The sequence below is a fragment of the Bacillus sp. PK6-16 genome, assembly GCF_056530295.1.
The window spans coordinates 1728025-1745847 of record NZ_CP096511.1 but is presented as its reverse complement, the minus strand read 5'-3'; the positions used below and the strand labels follow the sequence as shown (position 1 = coordinate 1745847).

At 35.1% G+C, this 17823-nt stretch carries 19 protein-coding genes; 3 read left to right on the top strand and 16 right to left on the bottom strand.

Annotation, left to right across the window (positions count from 1 at the left end):
• Positions 1 to 71: 71 nt before the first annotated feature.
• Positions 72 to 971: an acetoin biosynthesis transcriptional regulator AlsR gene (gene alsR / locus M1D66_RS09065; RefSeq protein WP_000423234.1), complete on the bottom strand. Its 900-nt coding sequence runs from the start codon at positions 969 to 971 to the stop codon at positions 72 to 74.
• Positions 972 to 1124: 153 nt separating this feature from the next.
• Between alsR and M1D66_RS09060 the strand changes: the two genes are divergently transcribed.
• Both M1D66_RS09060 and M1D66_RS09055 read left to right on the top strand, forming a co-directional pair.
• Complete coding sequence (locus M1D66_RS09060; protein ID WP_000872365.1) at positions 1125 to 1490, top strand: CidA/LrgA family holin-like protein; 366 nt, start codon at positions 1125 to 1127, stop codon at positions 1488 to 1490.
• Positions 1487 to 2164, top strand: coding sequence for an LrgB family protein (locus tag M1D66_RS09055; RefSeq protein ID WP_000578954.1), 678 nt, complete (start codon positions 1487 to 1489; stop codon positions 2162 to 2164). Before M1D66_RS09060 ends, M1D66_RS09055 begins: the two co-directional genes overlap by 4 nt.
• Before the next feature lie 12 nt (positions 2165 to 2176).
• Here M1D66_RS09055 and M1D66_RS09050 read toward each other — a convergent pair whose 3' ends face one another.
• Positions 2177 to 2590: an NUDIX hydrolase gene (locus M1D66_RS09050; RefSeq protein WP_000442984.1), complete on the bottom strand. Its 414-nt coding sequence runs from the start codon at positions 2588 to 2590 to the stop codon at positions 2177 to 2179.
• Positions 2591 to 2732: 142 nt separating this feature from the next.
• Between M1D66_RS09050 and M1D66_RS09045 the strand changes: the two genes are divergently transcribed.
• Positions 2733 to 2939 carry a DUF3903 domain-containing protein gene (locus tag M1D66_RS09045; RefSeq protein WP_000625222.1) on the top strand — a complete coding sequence of 69 codons (207 nt, stop codon included), beginning with the start codon at positions 2733 to 2735 and terminating at the stop codon, positions 2937 to 2939.
• Positions 2940 to 3300: 361 nt separating this feature from the next.
• Here M1D66_RS09045 and M1D66_RS09040 read toward each other — a convergent pair whose 3' ends face one another.
• The 14 genes from M1D66_RS09040 to M1D66_RS08975 form a co-directional block, all read right to left on the bottom strand.
• Positions 3301 to 4056 (bottom strand): sulfite exporter TauE/SafE family protein, encoded by a 756-nt coding sequence (locus tag M1D66_RS09040; protein WP_000974661.1) that lies wholly within the window; start codon positions 4054 to 4056, stop codon positions 3301 to 3303.
• A 98-nt stretch (positions 4057 to 4154) separates the two neighbouring features.
• A complete protein-coding gene (locus M1D66_RS09035; RefSeq protein ID WP_000644411.1) occupies positions 4155 to 4301 on the bottom strand; it encodes a BC1881 family protein in 147 nt (48 codons plus the stop codon).
• Between the two features lie 239 nt (positions 4302 to 4540).
• Positions 4541 to 5089 (bottom strand): hypothetical protein, encoded by a 549-nt coding sequence (locus tag M1D66_RS09030; protein ID WP_000943742.1) that lies wholly within the window; start codon positions 5087 to 5089, stop codon positions 4541 to 4543.
• Positions 5090 to 5112: 23 nt separating this feature from the next.
• Positions 5113 to 6132 (bottom strand): NERD domain-containing protein, encoded by a 1020-nt coding sequence (locus tag M1D66_RS09025; RefSeq protein WP_001110280.1) that lies wholly within the window; start codon positions 6130 to 6132, stop codon positions 5113 to 5115.
• Positions 6133 to 6272: 140 nt separating this feature from the next.
• Complete coding sequence (locus M1D66_RS09020) at positions 6273 to 7319, bottom strand: GH25 family lysozyme (RefSeq protein WP_001181393.1); 1047 nt, start codon at positions 7317 to 7319, stop codon at positions 6273 to 6275.
• Between the two features lie 130 nt (positions 7320 to 7449).
• Entirely contained in the window at positions 7450 to 9213 is a 1764-nt protein-coding gene (locus M1D66_RS09015) for an ABC transporter ATP-binding protein (RefSeq protein WP_000229520.1), read from the bottom strand.
• Positions 9213 to 10964 carry an ABC transporter ATP-binding protein gene (locus M1D66_RS09010; RefSeq protein ID WP_006920021.1) on the bottom strand — a complete coding sequence of 584 codons (1752 nt, stop codon included), beginning with the start codon at positions 10962 to 10964 and terminating at the stop codon, positions 9213 to 9215. The genes M1D66_RS09015 and M1D66_RS09010 overlap by 1 nt, the downstream gene beginning before the upstream one ends.
• Before the next feature lie 122 nt (positions 10965 to 11086).
• The gene (locus M1D66_RS09005) at positions 11087 to 11308 is read right to left on the bottom strand and encodes a YneF family protein (RefSeq protein ID WP_001123317.1); all 222 of its coding nucleotides are present in this window, start codon (positions 11306 to 11308) and stop codon (positions 11087 to 11089) included.
• Positions 11309 to 11386: 78 nt separating this feature from the next.
• Positions 11387 to 11827: a sporulation inhibitor of replication protein SirA gene (gene sirA, locus M1D66_RS09000; RefSeq protein ID WP_000860645.1), complete on the bottom strand. Its 441-nt coding sequence runs from the start codon at positions 11825 to 11827 to the stop codon at positions 11387 to 11389.
• Between the two features lie 156 nt (positions 11828 to 11983).
• Positions 11984 to 13984 (bottom strand): transketolase, encoded by a 2001-nt coding sequence (gene tkt, locus M1D66_RS08995; protein ID WP_000019766.1) that lies wholly within the window; start codon positions 13982 to 13984, stop codon positions 11984 to 11986.
• A gap of 296 nt (positions 13985 to 14280) precedes the next feature.
• A complete protein-coding gene (gene phnE, locus M1D66_RS08990; protein WP_000047893.1) occupies positions 14281 to 15084 on the bottom strand; it encodes a phosphonate ABC transporter, permease protein PhnE in 804 nt (267 codons plus the stop codon).
• A complete protein-coding gene (gene phnE, locus M1D66_RS08985; protein ID WP_001000764.1) occupies positions 15084 to 15878 on the bottom strand; it encodes a phosphonate ABC transporter, permease protein PhnE in 795 nt (264 codons plus the stop codon). The genes phnE (M1D66_RS08990) and phnE (M1D66_RS08985) overlap by 1 nt, the downstream gene beginning before the upstream one ends.
• Positions 15875 to 16648, bottom strand: coding sequence for a phosphonate ABC transporter ATP-binding protein (gene phnC / locus M1D66_RS08980; protein ID WP_000569244.1), 774 nt, complete (start codon positions 16646 to 16648; stop codon positions 15875 to 15877). Before phnC ends, phnE (M1D66_RS08985) begins: the two co-directional genes overlap by 4 nt.
• A gap of 83 nt (positions 16649 to 16731) precedes the next feature.
• A complete protein-coding gene (locus M1D66_RS08975) occupies positions 16732 to 17670 on the bottom strand; it encodes a phosphate/phosphite/phosphonate ABC transporter substrate-binding protein (protein WP_000915065.1) in 939 nt (312 codons plus the stop codon).
• Positions 17671 to 17823 lie beyond the last annotated feature (153 nt).

The following is a 17823-nucleotide window of genomic DNA, read 5'->3' as shown; positions in this document are numbered from 1 at the left end:
CATTTCCGCTTTATTGTTTAACAAGGTGTACTTTTATAAATCTGAATTAACTCCATTTTCTGTTACTACTATTACTCATCTTCTACTTCTATTCTTTTCTTCTCTCTTGCAATTTTTAAAAACTCTAGTAGCTCTGGATTACTATTCATTTTTTTGTAAGCCACTGACATTTCTGCCACAAAATTAGAATCATATAATTCTTTATATACAACTTCTGTTTTATATAACTTATTTGCCGATACGGGTATTACTGTAATTCCAATCCCTGCTGCTACAAGCCCCATAACTGTTTGATACTCTGTTGCTTCTTGTACAATACGTGGACTAAATCCAACTTCTCTGCAAAGAGATAAAATTGTATCATACAAAGCTGGCCATACTGGTCTCGTAATAAATACAAACGGCTCATCTCGTAAATCTTCTATATGTATTTCATCTTTCTCTGCAAGTGGATGTGCCTTTGGTAAACATAAGGTGCAAGATAACCTTTGAATTGGCTCTAATTCTAATAATTGTGTTGGAATTGGTGGACGTAAAAAGCCAATATCGATACGGTTATCATGAAGTGCATGAACTTGATCTGGTGTTGACAATTCATGTAATGCAACAGACACTCTCGGAAATTTCTTTCTATATTCCCTAACAATTGATGGTAAAATATCATATATCGCCGCACCTACAAAACCAATTGAAAGTGATCCTACTTCTCCCCTTTGCGCACTTTGTGCAACTTCTACTGCTTTTTCAATTTGTTCAAACGCTTTTTTTACTTCTTTTAAAAACATTTCTCCTGCTTCTGTTAGTTCAACCTTTCTTTTCGTTCTTGAAAATAATGTAACTCCCATTTCTTTTTCTAATTGCTGTATTTGTTGACTAAGTGGTGGTTGTGTCATTTGTAAACGAGCAGCTGCCCGTCCAAAGTGTAACTCTTCTGCCACAACAACAAAATATTGCAAATGCCGTAATTCCATTTTTGGACACCCTTTTCACTTTCGATTAATATGTCTAATATATTAATAACATATAATTTATATATTAGACAAATATTTTGAATGAACGTATAGTAGAAATTGTTAATTCTTTTTTACAATTTTTATGTAAAAAAAGAAAGAGGTGGTTACTGTATGAAATGGTGGAAGTTAAGCGGACAAATTTTATTACTATTTTGTTTCGCTTGGACAGGTGAATGGATTGCAAAACAGGCACACCTCCCAGTTCCAGGAAGTATAATCGGTATTTTTTTATTATTAATTTCGTTAAAATTTAACCTAGTTAAAAAAGAATGGATACAGGACGGAGCAGATTTTTTATTAAAAGAACTTATTTTATTTTTCATCCCTTCTGCAGTCGCTGTCATACGTTACAGAGATACACTAACACAATATGGAATCGATCTCATTTTAATTATTATGATTAGCACTCTTTGCGTTACCTTAGTTACAGGACTTTTAACAGAATTGCTACTAAAGCGGAAAGGATCAACGCAATGATCGGATTTCTTTGTTTACTATTAACACTATTCACATATTGGATATCAAAAAAAATGTATCAACGTTGGAATTGGAGTCTACTTTCTCCTCTTCTCGTCTGTCCCATTATTTTAATTGCTTTATTGCTCGGATTAGATACACCTTATGAAACATATGAATCTGGTGGTCACTGGTTAACTGAATTATTAAAGCCCGCAACAGTTGCTTTTGCATGGCCAATCTATAAATATTTTGATTTATTAAAGAAACATGGAATGGCTATCTTACTTAATGTCATTGTCGGTTCGTTTTTATCAGTCATTACTTCAGCACTACTAGCAAATTATTTTCAAATTGATTCATCACTAGAACATAGTTTAGCGCCACATATCGTAACAACACCAATCGCAATGGCTATTTCAGAAATGATTGGTGGTATGTCACAATTAACTGCTGTATTTGTCGTTTTAACTGCCTTAACAGGAGCATTGCTCGGTCCTTCTCTCATACGTATTTGCCGTATTAAAACAGCAATCGCAAAAGGTATTATGTTAGGAACGAGCGCAAATGGAACCGGTACATCAAAAGCATTCGAAATCGGTCCTGTGGAAGGAACAATTGCAAGTTTATCCATGCTTTTAACAGCAGGCGCTAGTTTAGTTATCGTTCCGCTTTTCTTGTCTTGGATACATTAAAGAAGCAAGTATTTACATACTTGCTTCTTTATCTATATATTGGCACAGCAATTCATAATCCTCTGGAAAAGCTAAACACAATTGTTCAACTTCATGTATCCCTTTCCAAGCAATTTCATGTATTAACTCATCAGGATCTTGGATTTTCATATTACCGCCTATTTGTTTAACAAAATAATAATGGACATACACTGGAACACCGTATGTAATACCCTCTTTTTCATATATTTTATTTACCACTTCCACATTGTAACCTGTTTCTTCCCAAACTTCCCTGATACAACATTCTTCTAGTGTCTCTCCCTTTTCAAGTCCTCTACTTGGGACAGACCATCTTTTTTCTTCTCCCTCTTTGCCCTGCAGTACCATTAAAACTTCATTTCTTTCATTTACACATACCGCTGCACTACCTATCCATCTCTCCATAAACATCCCTCCCCTACTAAAATTCGCCCTCTTTATTATTTTCCCCTTGAAAAAAAGAGGAAAATAATAAAACAATGACGAAAAATTACATCAACTTCATAGACAATCCTTTTTTAGAAATTAAAACTGGAAGGATGAAAATATGATTTCTAATTATGTTGTGGAATGTGTCTTTTGTGAAGAAAATCGAAAGGCTCGCCAAGCTATTGTCACAGTTCCCGCGACTACTCAGCTACTAGCCATTGAAAAAGTGCGTGCGGAATGCAAACGTCGCTTCGGAAAAACTGTATTATTACAAACAGAAATTAAAGAAAAAATTGTTTTTGAACAAAAAGAAAGCCGACCATAAATTGGTCAGCTTTCTTATCCGATCATATTTTCACATGAAGATTAGGGGCATCCTCTTTAAGGATCGGGATTTTCCCATTATGTACGTTCCATAATGGTCATCGAACAATATATTTCTATGCAATTAACTATTGAATAGAATAGGGCAAAACTTGTTCGCATTTTTAGAAAAGGGATAGGGATATAATTCAAGTAGTACTTCGAATACTCGAACTTTACACTCATAATATTAAAACAAATCCTTTTATATGGGAAATATGAATTACCTACATAATTCATTCGTAAAATATATTAATAGTTTGCTATATTAATTTTATCCCGCTATTTGTAAGCAGTAACCCCCTACTTATTATAATTTCACCTTATTCCATCAATAGCATACATCCAGCTAAAACCGGTGTCATAATCATCGAAAACCTCAAAAGCATTCGCGGTGCATAATTTGTAAACTTCGCGCCAATATATGCACCTAACATGGTCCCAATTAATACTTGCAATAACAATATATAATCTAAATATCCTTCCGAACTATATCCTAGACCGCCTCCAATTGCAATCGGTAATATAACAAGCATTGTTGTCCCTACAGATTGCTGAATCGTTAATCCCAATAGAACCATTAATCCAAGCTGAATAAACGGTGCCGAACCAATCCCAAATGAACCAGCCATCATTCCAGTAACTAATCCAAGGTATATACATTTCAACAAGTAGTTCATGGAAAACTTTTTATGCTTATATAAAGATGACTGTTCTTTGTTTTGGAACATAATTAATTTAATAAACATAAAAATCGCCGATAAAAATAACATCCCAGCTGTAAACCAATGAAGAAGATGTGCTGGTATCAGTGAACCAAATTTAGAACCAATATAAGAGCCAATTGCGCCAAATCCCCCAACAATCCCGCCTATAATAAGTGCTACATTACCTTCACGGTAATGACTGACAACACCTGATAATGTCGTAAACGCCATTGCAGTTAAAGATGTTGCAAGAGCAACATGAATAGGAATATGAAATACTAAAGTGAGTATCGCGATAATAAACCCAGCTCCTCCAGCTCCAACAAATCCTAATAAAATACCCATTACTAACATTGTTATAATAATTGCCACAGACTTTCCCTCCAGTAACACAATTATCCATCATATTTATCCTTACATACAAATAAAAAGCATCCTAGATGGATGCTTTTTATTTCAATGATATGTACTTAATCTTGATTAATCAAAATAACCGCTGGACCAGCTACTACTACTCCAGCTACTTCTATTTTTTCAAATTCCTTTACTGTAATAGATATAACTCCTTCTCTTTCCATCAATTCTTTACTCAGGACATCAGTCGGGATTGCTTTCACCGTCTTACCTCCTTTTCATTTATACAATATGATAAAGTGAAACTTTCATCAGTGGGGTTTTTGTCCGTACTTATTGATTATTAACCCTCACCAATCGGGCGAATAATCGCCCAATGCATCTATATATATGCATCACCTCCGCTTTCATTCCTTATTCCACTCAAAAACCTTCTCCCCCTTCCTTGACATATTGAAAAATAAAAAAGAAGCTATAACATATAGCTTCCCTCCACGTTTCTTTAATCTTTATGCACCGTATATTCCATGACTTTACCATCTCTATCAAATTGTAAAATAAGCTGTTCGCTATCTATTGGAATAAAGCCACGTTCAGCCCCAAGATAATACAAAGTGATAACTCCTTCTTCCCCACTTCTCGTTTCCGTTGGGGCTCCTAACAATTGTGTAATTTCTTCATTTGATTTCCCTATTAATTTATATTTTTGTAATAGATCATCTACCATATGTACCCGCTTATCTGCATGATTTAACCATCTATTTTGATTAAACTTTGATGTATATTCATTTACACTTAGTTGTACAGTGCACACTATTAATGGTATGAGTGCTACTATTAACCCCCCCAACATTTGCTTCTTTTCTTCATTACGATTTTTAGAAACATATAAAATAGCCCTTTGAATCATGACTAATAAAACAAATGGTATGAATACTACAAAAATGCTCCTTACACTTAAGGGTATATGGACCATATCAATGACGAATATAAATACAATGTACATTACTATATATAAACAAAAAAAGACATACAAAATGCCACGTAGCATAGCGTTCAGAAAGATCTCCCCTTTTAACTCACTATATAATTCATCCGGCTAATCATTTCTTGAATCTGTTCTAATTCTTGCACTGTATATACTACTTCCCCTGCTAATATTTCATTTCTAAAGAACGTTACAATTTGCTCCCGATCTTTTAATCTAGGTGTTTCCTCACTAGAAAGGTCTACTATTTCTTTTCCATTTTTATTATAAAAATATACAACTGGTTTTACTTTTTCTTTTATACTATTAGCCTGCATTTCTTTCAAACCACTGTATAAAATTTGAGATAGTTTCTTCGCCCTATATACTGGATTCCCTTCATTTTTCACTTGTATAGTTGACGAATCTTTACCTACTATATATTCAAATGTCTCTTCTTTTTCAACTTCTTGTTGATACTTACCCATTTCATCAATCATAAATGAATATATACCAGCATTTTCTTTCGTTAAACCATGAATTAATTTCTCTTCCCATTCTTTCGTCTCAAGTAGATAAATACCAGTTTTGCACAAGATGAGATGATGGATTCGATTATCGTTTATTTCACTATTATTTTTAATAAAAACATTCGGCATGATTTGAATTTCAGCATCTAATATGGTGCCTTGCTCTATGAATCCTCGTTTCATATAATGTAATGTTTCGTACGTATTCATTTCAGCGCCGTTTTTAGTATATTCTCGTAGATTTGCAATTAGTTTTTGAAACATATGTATTTCGTTATTATGTTTATTTTGCATTTCACTACGTTCTTTACTATGCTGCACAGCTAATTGATTTTTCATCATACGCATATTTTCAATTTCTCTATTTGCACTTACTTGTAAATCATTGTATTTTTTCTGTTCCATATTTTTTAAATTATTTTGTTGTTCTTTATGCTCTATCACCGTAGCTGCAATTTCATTTTTATACGTTTCAATCGCTTGTTTCTTTTCAAATTCTACTTGCTGACTCTCTGATTCTAACTGTTTATTTTTATAAAACAGCACAAATACTACAGCTAATAATATTAAAACCGCACCTATTAGCACATAATTCATATTTTTACCCCTTTATTTCATTTTCGATTATTTTTTATAAATATATCTATTATAGTATACTATGGTTTCGATATAGACTTTGTAAAAGTTGTATATTTTTAATAAAAGGCACCTCTGACGGGGCACCTTTTATTTTCACTCTATTGTACACCATACTGAATATAACTTGGATCGTAGTATATCCATTGATTTGTCCCTAAGCAAAGCCATCCATCTTGCTTACTCCATACTCGATACGATTCACCATGATGTAACTGTCTTATAACATTTCCATTTAATGATGGAGCATCACGCAAATTTACATTATCACCAGTAATAGTCGCCACATAATGTTTATACTGAATATAACTCGGATCATTATATACCCACTGATTTGTCCCTAAACAAAGCCATCCATCTTGTTCTCCCCAAACTTCATATGTTTCGCCACGATTCAATTGGCGAATTACACTAGACTGCAAAGATGGTCCACTTCTCAAATTCACATTATCTCCATTAATTATAGCAACCCCGTACACTGGAGTTGCATTATTAGGCGGGGAAACATTACCTCCACCACTTGCTCCATTCCCTTTTAAAGCTTCTAATGAAACTGCAGCTGATACATCACAATTTCCTACGCCTGAAATTTGTCCAGAATCTGTGTACTGCCACGCTGTCCACGTTGTCCATCCACCAGCATCAGCAGGCGGTGTACTCGAGTATTTAGCAATCCAAAGCGGTATATCACTTAATCCGCTAATTCCGAACTCATTAATATACCAAACTCCTGTATATAACATTACATCTTTTCCAGTAGCCTGTTTCACATAATTTATGAAGCTTCTTGCCCAATTCGATATAGCGTTACCAGTTAAATTACTGTTACTCGGATCTATTGGTGATTCTAAATCCAGAACTGGCATTAAGTCTGTCTGGTTATTTTGTAATATACTCACAAAATATTTTGCCTCTGAAATTGCATCATTTTGTTCTGGGCGTGCAAAATGGTATGCACCAATTAATACATTCGCATTTCGTGCTGCTTGTACATTCTTAGTAAAAGTAGGATCAATGTAGTTTACACCTTCTGTCGCTTTTGCATACGCTGCTGGAATTCCAGATGCCTTCACTGCATTCCAATCAATATTTCCTTCCCAATGAGACACATCAATAAACGTAACATTTGAACTTGATCTGTTTTGCATATAAAATCTCCTATCATTTTTTTACTTCGTATACATACAATATGTACAAGTTTCATAAGAGGACACGACATTTATGCTATAGAAACAAAGAGTAAACATATTTTGTATACAAAATAAAAAAGACCTTGTATTACAAGGCCTTTTGCAAACTCACTTTATTTTGTAGCAAATACATATTATAATACAAACCTTGCTCACTTAATAATTCTTGATGTGTCCCTCTCTCTACTATCTCTCCATCATGCATCACAAAAATTTGATCCGCATCTTGAATTGTAGATAACCTATGCGCAATGGCTATCGTCGTTCTACCTTTTCGCATTTGTTGCAACGCTGTTTGAATAGCCTCTTCTGTTTCTGTATCGATATTAGCTGTTGCTTCATCTAATACTAATACTTTCGGATTCGTTGCTATCGTTCTAGCAAAAGCAATTAATTGTCGTTGACCGCTTGAAAATGCTGCACCTCTTTCTACTACTTCTGTTTCATACTGTTTTGGTAACTTTTCAATAAACGTATTCGCTTGCACAAATCGAGCAGCTTCTTTTACTTCTTCATCCGTAATTTCTTCATTATACATACGAATATTTTGCTTTACATTTCCAGCAAATAAAAATGCATCTTGCAATACGAGTCCTATTTTCTTTCTAATTTCTCGTTCTTCAAATTTTTCTAAATCTACACCGTCTATTACAATATTTCCTGACTTAATATTATAAAATCGCATTAATAAATTCATAATCGTACTTTTTCCGCTACCAGTATGCCCAACAAAAGCAACCGTTTGCCCTTGTTTCACGTGAAATGATACATTTTTTAAAACGTCACGCTTTCCATCATATGAAAAAGTAACATTTTTAAATTCAATATCTCCATCCACGATTTGAGGATTCTCATTGCCTTTTTGAACCGGTGCTAAATCTTTCTCGTCCATTAAATGAAATACACGTGATGACGAAACAAGTGCCTGTTGGAAGAAGGACAATTTCATCATCATCTCATTTACAGGTTGGAAGAAACGATGTATATAGTTAACAAAAGCATATAAAACTCCTACTTCAACAGGGCTCTTTAAAGCATCAATCCCAAATAAACCTAGTACTAACGCAATAGCTACAATATGTACTAAATCCGTAGCTGGTCGTAAAAGTAATGCGTCTAACTTCAAAGTACGTCGCCCTGCACTATAATGTTTATTATTCACTTCTTCAAACTCTTTTCTCATACGTTTTTCTTGTCTGAACACTTGAACAATATTCATTCCTTGTATGGACTCGTTCAACTTTGCATTTAACACGCTTAGTTGATTACGTACTTCTAAATAAAAAGCTGCACTTTTCCGGCGATATAATACCATAATCGCAAACATTATCGGAATTAATACGAGAGAAAATAGCGCTAATTTTACATCTAATAAAAACATCGCTACTAAAATACCTACTAAAAAGACTACATTTTTTACAAATGTTGATAATACACTGACATAAAAATCTTTAATCGCTTCCGTATCATTTGTTATACGCGATACAAGTGTACCAATCGGCGTACGATCAAAGAAACTTAATGACAGCTTTTGAACATGTTCATATACTTCAACTCGCATATCTTGAACAATCTTAAAAGCAATGTTCTGAAAGTACAATAGATTTAAATACGTAAATAGTACTTTTAATAAATGAGCAACTATGTAAATTACAAATAAAGTAACGAGCGCTGATCGTTCAAAATCCCGCGGTACTAGGTGTTCATCGAGGAATTGTTTAATTAAAAAAGGACCCATCATTTCCGTTACTGTCGCACCAACTAAAAAGATAAATGCTAAAGATAGTAACCCTTTATATGGCTTCATATAGGAAAGCAATCTACTTAAATCACTTCGCTTCTTCTCTACCATCATACGCCTCCTTTCTCGACTAAAGCTTCTAATTGCTGGCTTTCATACATTTCCTTATACCAGCCGTTTTCCTTCATTAATTCCTCATGTGTACCTCTTTGTACAATTCTACCTTCATCAACAACAAGAATAAGATTGGCATGCTGAATTGCACTTAATCGGTGTGCAGTAATAATCGTCGTTTTCCCTGCTCTCTCCCTCTTTAAGGCACTTAAAATCGTCTCTTCTGTTTTTGCATCTACCGCTGATAAACAATCATCCAAAATTAAAATTTCAGCATTTGTTAATAAAGCACGAGCAATAGAGATTCGCTGTTTTTGACCACCAGATAACGAAACACCTCTTTCCCCTACTACTGTTTCATATCCTTCTGAAAATTGGAGGATGTCATTATGAATACAAGCAATCTCTGCAGCTTTGGTAATTTCATTATATGTAGCATCCGCCTTTCCAAAGGCAATATTCTCACCAATACTTGCTGAAAATAAAAAATGATCTTGCGGCACGTATGAAATGGCAGAACGGACACCATGAAGTGTTATATCTCGAATATCTCGCTCCCCAATTTTTAATTCACCATTAAAATGATCATACTCACGGATTAAACATTTTAATAAAGTCGTTTTCCCTGCGCCTGTACGTCCTACAACTCCTAGCGTTTCGCCCTTCTTCAAATCAAAGTGAATATCGTTTAAATGTAACAATTCATTTTTCTTATACGAAAATGAATCAACGGCAAACGAAACATTACCGCTCGCTATTGTATGTACAGCATTTTCGCTATTTACTACATCTGATTTTTGTGAAAGAATTTTTTCTACACGGTCATATGAAGCACGCCCACGCTCCATAATATTGAATAACCATCCAAACGCTAACATTGGCCAAACGAGGGTACCTAAATATGTCGTAAATGTAACGAGATCACCTACTGTTAATTCACCTCTTACAACTAATACTGATCCGTAACATACTGCGATTAAAAAAGAAAATCCAACGATAAGAGAGATTGTCGGATCAAATAACGAATCAATACGTGCAACTAACACATTTTTATGTACAACATCTTCTGATTTTCTTCGAAACGCCTGTAAATCTTCTTTCTCTTGTCCAAGCGAGCGAATCACTTTCATTCCACTCATACTCTCTTGCACTTTATCATTGATTTCCGAAAACGATTGCTGTGCTTTATGAAACCTTTTATGTAATAAAGTTCCATAATAATTTGTCGAAATAGCTACAATCGGCATTGGAATTAAACTTAATAATGTTAACTTCCAACTAATTGTAAAACCCATCGCTACGAGTACACATCCTCCGACAGCTAATGAGTCAACAAGCGTCAAAACACCTGCTCCAGCAGTTTGCTGGATCGCTTGAATATCATTGGTCGCATGTGCCATTAAATCACCTGTTCGATTTGACTGATAGAAAGATGGACTCATCTTTGTAAAATGTTCATACAAATTTTTTCGTAATTGGCGAGCTAATTTTAATGAAGACCCGAAAATCATAATACGCCATATGTAACGTAATATGTACATCGTAATACCTACAATTACTAATAGTACAACCCATTTTAGTAACTTATCGGTCGTCAATGTTCCATCATTAATTTCATCTACAACGATTCCAATTACTTTTGGTGCTACAAGTTCTAAAAGTGCAACGCCAAACAATAAAATAATTCCAGTTATGTACGCTCGTTTTTCTTGTTTAAAAAACCACGCTAAATTCATAAACACTTTCATTTTTTTCCTCCTCCCTTAAAATGAGCGATGTTTTCAGTTTACCAAAAATACAGAATTTTTAAAAGTTTTAAAAACTATAACTAACAAAAAGAAAGACACTCTTAGCGAGTGTCTTTTAGCGCTTATTTCATTTGTTGCTTGTTCATTGCGCTCATCATTTGATTGATTTTCTTTTGGGAAGGTTTTTGTCCCATTTGCATCATCATCATTTTTAACATTTGTTCGTTAATTGGTGGATTTTTTTGTAAGTAATTCATCATGTATTTGCGGGCAATGAAAAATCCTAACGCCACGCCTGCTACTAGTGCTACTACGCCCACTAGAATACCTAACCAAATTGGCATATATTTTCCTCCTTCATGTTGTCTACCTTACAGTGTACTAAAACCTTTTCAATAAGACAAGATACAATTCGACATTTTTTACACATATGTTCGTACTTGTTTTAGAGGATTCAGCCATCCGTACTTTGTATTTTCATAATCCATAGCTAAAAATGTTAATTCACACTTTCTTAACACCTCAAAGAACGTCGTTTCCATAGAGACATTTCCAGAGGTATTCATACGAATATAGTGCGGTTTCACCATTATTTCGCCGTACTCCGCTCCCGTATAAAGTGTATGTGTATGATGTGTTCTATCATATTTACCAAGAACGCGCAAAGCTTGTTCTAATTTATGATGAATTTTCATTACTTGCAATGGCATCGTTATATACATCATTTGCTTATATAACACTTTTTTCTCCGAAAGGGACCCAGATTCTGAAAATCGAGCAAATAAATCAAAAAACAAATATTCACGACCAAAATAAGCTTTCGCAATATCCTCTTGAATTAAATACAATTCATACGTTTTCATTTTTCCACTCCCAATCTGGACAACCTTTTCTCTTCATTATATATAAGAAAATTTGCAATGATTGTCTGACTGCGGAGAGATAAAAAACTTTTTCTGTCGAAAAAACTCATTTACATAGAAAAACCTCTCCATGCCGGAGAGATTTTTCTGAAATCATTAAAGCATTTCTTTTACTTTACGAACAACGTTCTCTACAGTAAATCCATACTCTTCCATAATCTTCTCACCAGGAGCAGAAGCACCGAATGTATCGATACCTAACACATCTCCTTCAAGACCTACGTAACGGTGCCATCCGAATGTAGCACCCATTTCGATTGCGAAACGTTTTGTTACTGCTTTTGGTAATACAGATTCTTTGTACTCTGCAGTTTGAGCTTCGAAGCGATCCATAGATGGCATGCTGACAACAGCTGCGTCAACGCCGTCTACTGCTAATGCTTTTTGAGCTTCAACAGCTAGGCTTACTTCAGATCCAGTTGCAAGTAAGATTACATCAGCCGTTTCTTTCTTGCTTGCAGAAACTACATATGCACCTTTTGCTACTTTTTCATACGTATCATCTTTTGCACCTTCTAATGTTGGAAGGTCTTGACGAGTTAATACTAAAGCAGTTGGTTTGTTTGTAGATTCTAAAGCTAGTCTCCAAGCTGCAACAGATTCGTTACCATCAGCAGGACGAATAACAGAAACGTTTGGCATTGCACGAAGCGCTGCTAATTGCTCGATTGGTTCATGTGTTGGACCATCTTCACCAACAGCGATACTGTCATGTGTGAATACATACGTTACTGGCAATTGCATTAATGCTGCAAGGCGAATTGCTGGACGTAAGTAATCAGAGAATACGAAGAACGTACCACCGTAAGTTTTTAAACCACCATGTAGTGCAATACCGTTCATTGCTGCACCCATTGCGAACTCACGTACACCGTACCAAATGTTTTTACCGCTGTAATCATCTCTTGTAAAGTCTTTTTCGTTATTCATGTATGTTTTGTTAGAACCAGCAAGGTCAGCAGATCCACCGAAGAATGATGGTACAGACTCTGCAATTGCATTAATTACAGCACCAGAAGAATTACGAGTTGCTGCTTTTGATCCTAATTCATAAGTCGGTAAGTTTTGCTCCCAACCTTCTGGAAGTTGACCGTTCATTGCTGCTTGGAATTCGTTTGCTAATTCTGGGTATGCTTGTGCATATTCACCTAGCATCGTGTTCCACTCAGCTTGCGCAGTTTCACCAACATCTTGTACTGTTTTACGGAAGTTGTCATATACTTCTTCTGCTACGTGGAAGTCTTGCTCAGCAGTCCAAGCATATGCTTCTTTCGTTAATTTTGTTTCTTCTACACCAAGTGGAGAACCATGTGAAGCTGATTTTCCTGATTTGTTTGGAGAACCGAAACCAATTGTCGTTCTTACTTCAATTAGCGTTGGGCGTTTTTCGTCAGCTTTCGCTTCTTCAATTGCTTTCGCGATTGCTTCAATATCGTTTCCATCCTCAACACGGATTACTTGCCATCCGTATGCTTTGTAACGATCTTCTACACTTTCAGAGAATGAACGATTTAAATCGCCATCTAATGAAATATCGTTTGAATCGTAAAGCACAACAAGACGACCTAATTGTAAATGAGCAGCTAATGAAGATGCTTCAGCAGAAACGCCCTCCATTAAATCTCCATCACCACAAATAGCGTATGTATAATGATCTACTACATTATACGCATCACGGTTATATTTAGCAGCTAAATGTCTTTCAGCCATTGCCATACCTACAGCAGTTGCAATACCTTGTCCAAGTGGACCAGTCGTTGCATCTACACCAGCTGTATGACCGTACTCAGGATGTCCTGGAGTTTTGCTTCCCCATTGACGGAAGTTCTTTAAGTCATCCATTGTTACATCATAACCAGATAGGTGAAGTAGGCTGTATAATAACATTGAACCATGACCTGCAGATAATACGAAACGATCACGGTTAAACCACGTTGGGTTATTTGGATTGTGTTTCATAAATTGAGTCCATAATGTATAAGCCATTGGTGCTGCACCCATTGGCATTCCTGGGTGACCAGAGTTTGCTTTTTCAATCGCATCGATGGATAATGTGCGAATCGTGTTGATAGAAAGTTGTTCGATTGAATGTGACATGCTATTCTTCCCTTCGCTTATATTAGTAAACGTTTTATACATTTATATGATAGCTTCCCACGCAAGATTATACAACATGTATCGACAAATATGTTGATATTTTTTTGATTTTTTATAAAAAAATCAATGTTTCCGGGAATGTATGGGCATTCAATATGACATACTTTTTCATTATTTTTATTTTAAAAAGAAAGGGAATTATCTGTATATTTATACAAATTCCTTCTATACTTACTTTTTTAAATAAGTTTTTAAAAACATAAAAAAGCATCTAACTTCGATGCTTTTCAAATAAGTTAAACAATCCGTTTCCGAATCGAGCTTGAAATCAAATCAATTATAATTACCATTAAAATAATACCTAATAAAATAATACCAACACGAGACCAATTCCGTGAACTCAGCGCAAAAATTAAAGGTGTACCAATCCCTCCTGCTCCAATAACCCCTAAAATTGCAGCGGATCGTACATTAATTTCAAATCTGTATAACGTATACGATAGAAAATCTGGTAACACTTGCGGTAACACCGCATACCAAAGTATTTGAAAACGATTTGCTCCTGTTGCTAGTAACGCTTCCGTCGGTCCTTTATCTATGTTTTCAATTCCTTCTGAATATAGTTTTCCTAACATTCCAATAGAATGCAATCCTAAGGCTAATACTCCTGCAAAAGAGCCTGGACCAACAGCTTTTATAAATAAAAGAGCCATAACTAATTCAGGAAACGTACGAACAAAACTAAGTACAATTTTCCCAGATCCTGAAGTTAATTTTCCACTACTCATATTCGTTGCCGCCCAAAAGGCAAACGGAACAGATAAAAATGCAGAAATAAATGTACCTAATATCGCAATTGCCAACGTATCAATTAATCCATGTAATAAATCTTCACCATCTGGCAAAGATACATACGACCAGTCTGGACTCAATATCCCTGTCATAATTGCTTTTGTAATTTCTCCCGCCGTTTCCTTTATTCCCTCTAGCGGTACTCCTGAAAAAGCCCATATATAAACAAATGTAAGTGCTATAAAAATAAACGAGCGATACACACTCGGTTTCTTCGGTTTTGGTACGATTATCGTCGTTTTACTCATTATAATTTCTCCCGCAACAATGTACTTACATAATCAATTACCAATACAACAACAAGAGTATAGATGATAATAGATGCAGTTTGTTGATATTGTAAAAATCCAAGTGTACGATCATAATATAGTCCAATACCACCTGCTCCTACTAAACCTAGGACAGCCGCTGCCCGTACATTCACCTCAAATGTATATAGTACATAGGAAACAAAGTGTGCTTTTACTTGTGGAATGACTCCATAAACAATCCATTGCACCTTATTAGCCCCTACAGCTGTCATCGCTTCTAGTGGGCCAGGGTCAATTGATTCAATTGATTCATACAACAATTTCGCCACGAGCCCAATTGAGAAAAAAGTAAGAGCTAAAATACCCGGAAGTGGTCCTATTCCAAAAATAGCTACGAAAATTGCCGCTAATAATAAATCTGGTATCGTTCGAATAAAATTTAAAATCAATCGAGCTGGACTGTATAAAAATGTACTAGTAAACACATTACTTGCCGCAAACAGTGCAAGTGGAATAGCTAAAATCGCTCCTAAAGTCGTCCCAATAATCGCCATACGTATTGTATCTAGCATTGCTGTTGTAATAACTTGAAAATAACTCCAATCTGGCGGCACCATTTCTTTTAACAAATCCATTATATTAGGAAAACCAACTACTAGCTTTGAAAATGATGCGTCGACCTGTATACTACTTCCCCACAACAGTAAAATGACTAGAATAAACGTTAACATATGTTTTAACTTACTCGGCGGCTTCGGTATCGACTTCGAATATATCGTCACATCATTCATTTAGCTGCCACCTCTAACAATTCACTTTTCTGTGCTACGTCACCATAAATTTCAGCAAACTTTTCATCCGTTGCTGCTTCTACTAAACCATCAAAAACAATTTCACCTGCATGTAATCCAATAATACGCGTCGCATATTGCCTAGCTAAAGCAATAGAATGTAAGTTTACAATTGTTGTAATTCCAAAATCTTCATTAATTTTCTTTAAATCATCTAATACTTGCTTTGTTGTTAGCGGATCTAACGACGCAACAGGTTCATCTGCCAATATGATTTTTGCTTCTTGCGCCAATGCTCTAGCTATCGATACACGTTGTTGTTGTCCTCCTGATAATTCATCAGCACGTGCATATGCTTTTTCTAAAATATTCACTCTTTTTAACGCTTGAAATGCGAGCTCCACATCCTCTTTCGGAAACAAACCTAACGTTGTACGCAATGTCGAATGATATCCAACACGGCCAGCTAATACATTCTTCAATACTGTTGATCGCTTTACAAGGTTAAAACTTTGAAAGATCATACCAATATCCCGGCGCATACGTCGTAAATCTTTTCCTTTTGCAGCAGTAATAGACTCACATTCAATCATGATTTCGCCTTCTGTAATCTCATGAAGGCGATTTACCGATTTTAGAAGTGTAGACTTTCCAGCTCCGGACAGCCCTACCATTACAACAAACTCACCTTTTTGAATTTTCAAGTTTATATTATTCAATCCTTTTGTACCATTTGGATACACTTTGGAGACATTTCGAAATTCTATCACACATCTTACCTACCTTCTATGTATTCAAAACGGCAAACTAACTGAAAACATTCCCTTTCAGCTAGCTGCCATTTCCATATGTATTATTGCGTTTTTACTTTCTTCCCATATTCACGAACGATGTCAAATTTACTATCATCAGATTTAACATATCCTTCATGTGAATATACTTCTTTAATGATTTTGTGACCTTCCTCATTTTTTCCAATTTCAATGAAAGCATCCTGTAATTTCTTGCTCCACTCTTCATCTAAATCAGAACGTACCGAAATCGTATCGTTTGGAATTTTCTCCGTAAATTTCACTATTTTCGTTTGCTCGAATATATTCGGATAATCTTTTTTTACAATATTACGAGCATCTTGGAATACAACAGCTGCATCTACGTCACCATTTAAAAGAGCAATAAGCGACTGATCGTGACCTTTTAATGTAACAGGTTTCACATCTTTTAACGGATCAATTCCCTCTTTTAATAGAACAGCTGCAGGCCATACATACCCTGCTGATGATGTTACATCTTGATAACCAATCTTTTTACCTTTTAAATCTTTTACACTATTTATATTAGAGTCTTTTTTAACAACAAACTCAGATTTATAATAATCTACTAAATCTTTTGTAGGAGCTCCTGTTTCATCCTCTACTCCAAAACGTTGTGCTTGTAAAATTACATTTGCAGCCTTCTTTTCATGTGCTAATACGTACGCTGTTGGCGGTAAAAATCCTACATCTACTTGTTTAGATGCCATCGCTTCTACAATTGTATTGTAGTTCGTTGAAATACTAACTTTTACTGGAATATTTAACTTATCACTTAATAGCTTCTCAAGCGGTTTTGCCTTCGCCTCTAACGTATCTGCATTTTGAGAAGGAACAAATTGAACATTTAAAGTCTTCGGTACATACCCTTTTTTCGTATCTTCATTTTTACTTGCACTTGATTCCTTCGTTCCACAGCCACTTAATAATCCCGCTGCTAGTACAACTGTTGTGCTCATTGCAAAAACTTTTTTCAACATATTAATGCCTCCATTTTTCATTGTTATAAAATAACCTTTCATAAACATGAAGAAATATATCACATATTTTTACAAATAATTGATTATTTACAGAATCTTTACACATTCTATACACTCACATTAAAATTCTCTTCACATATTTGATATGATGAA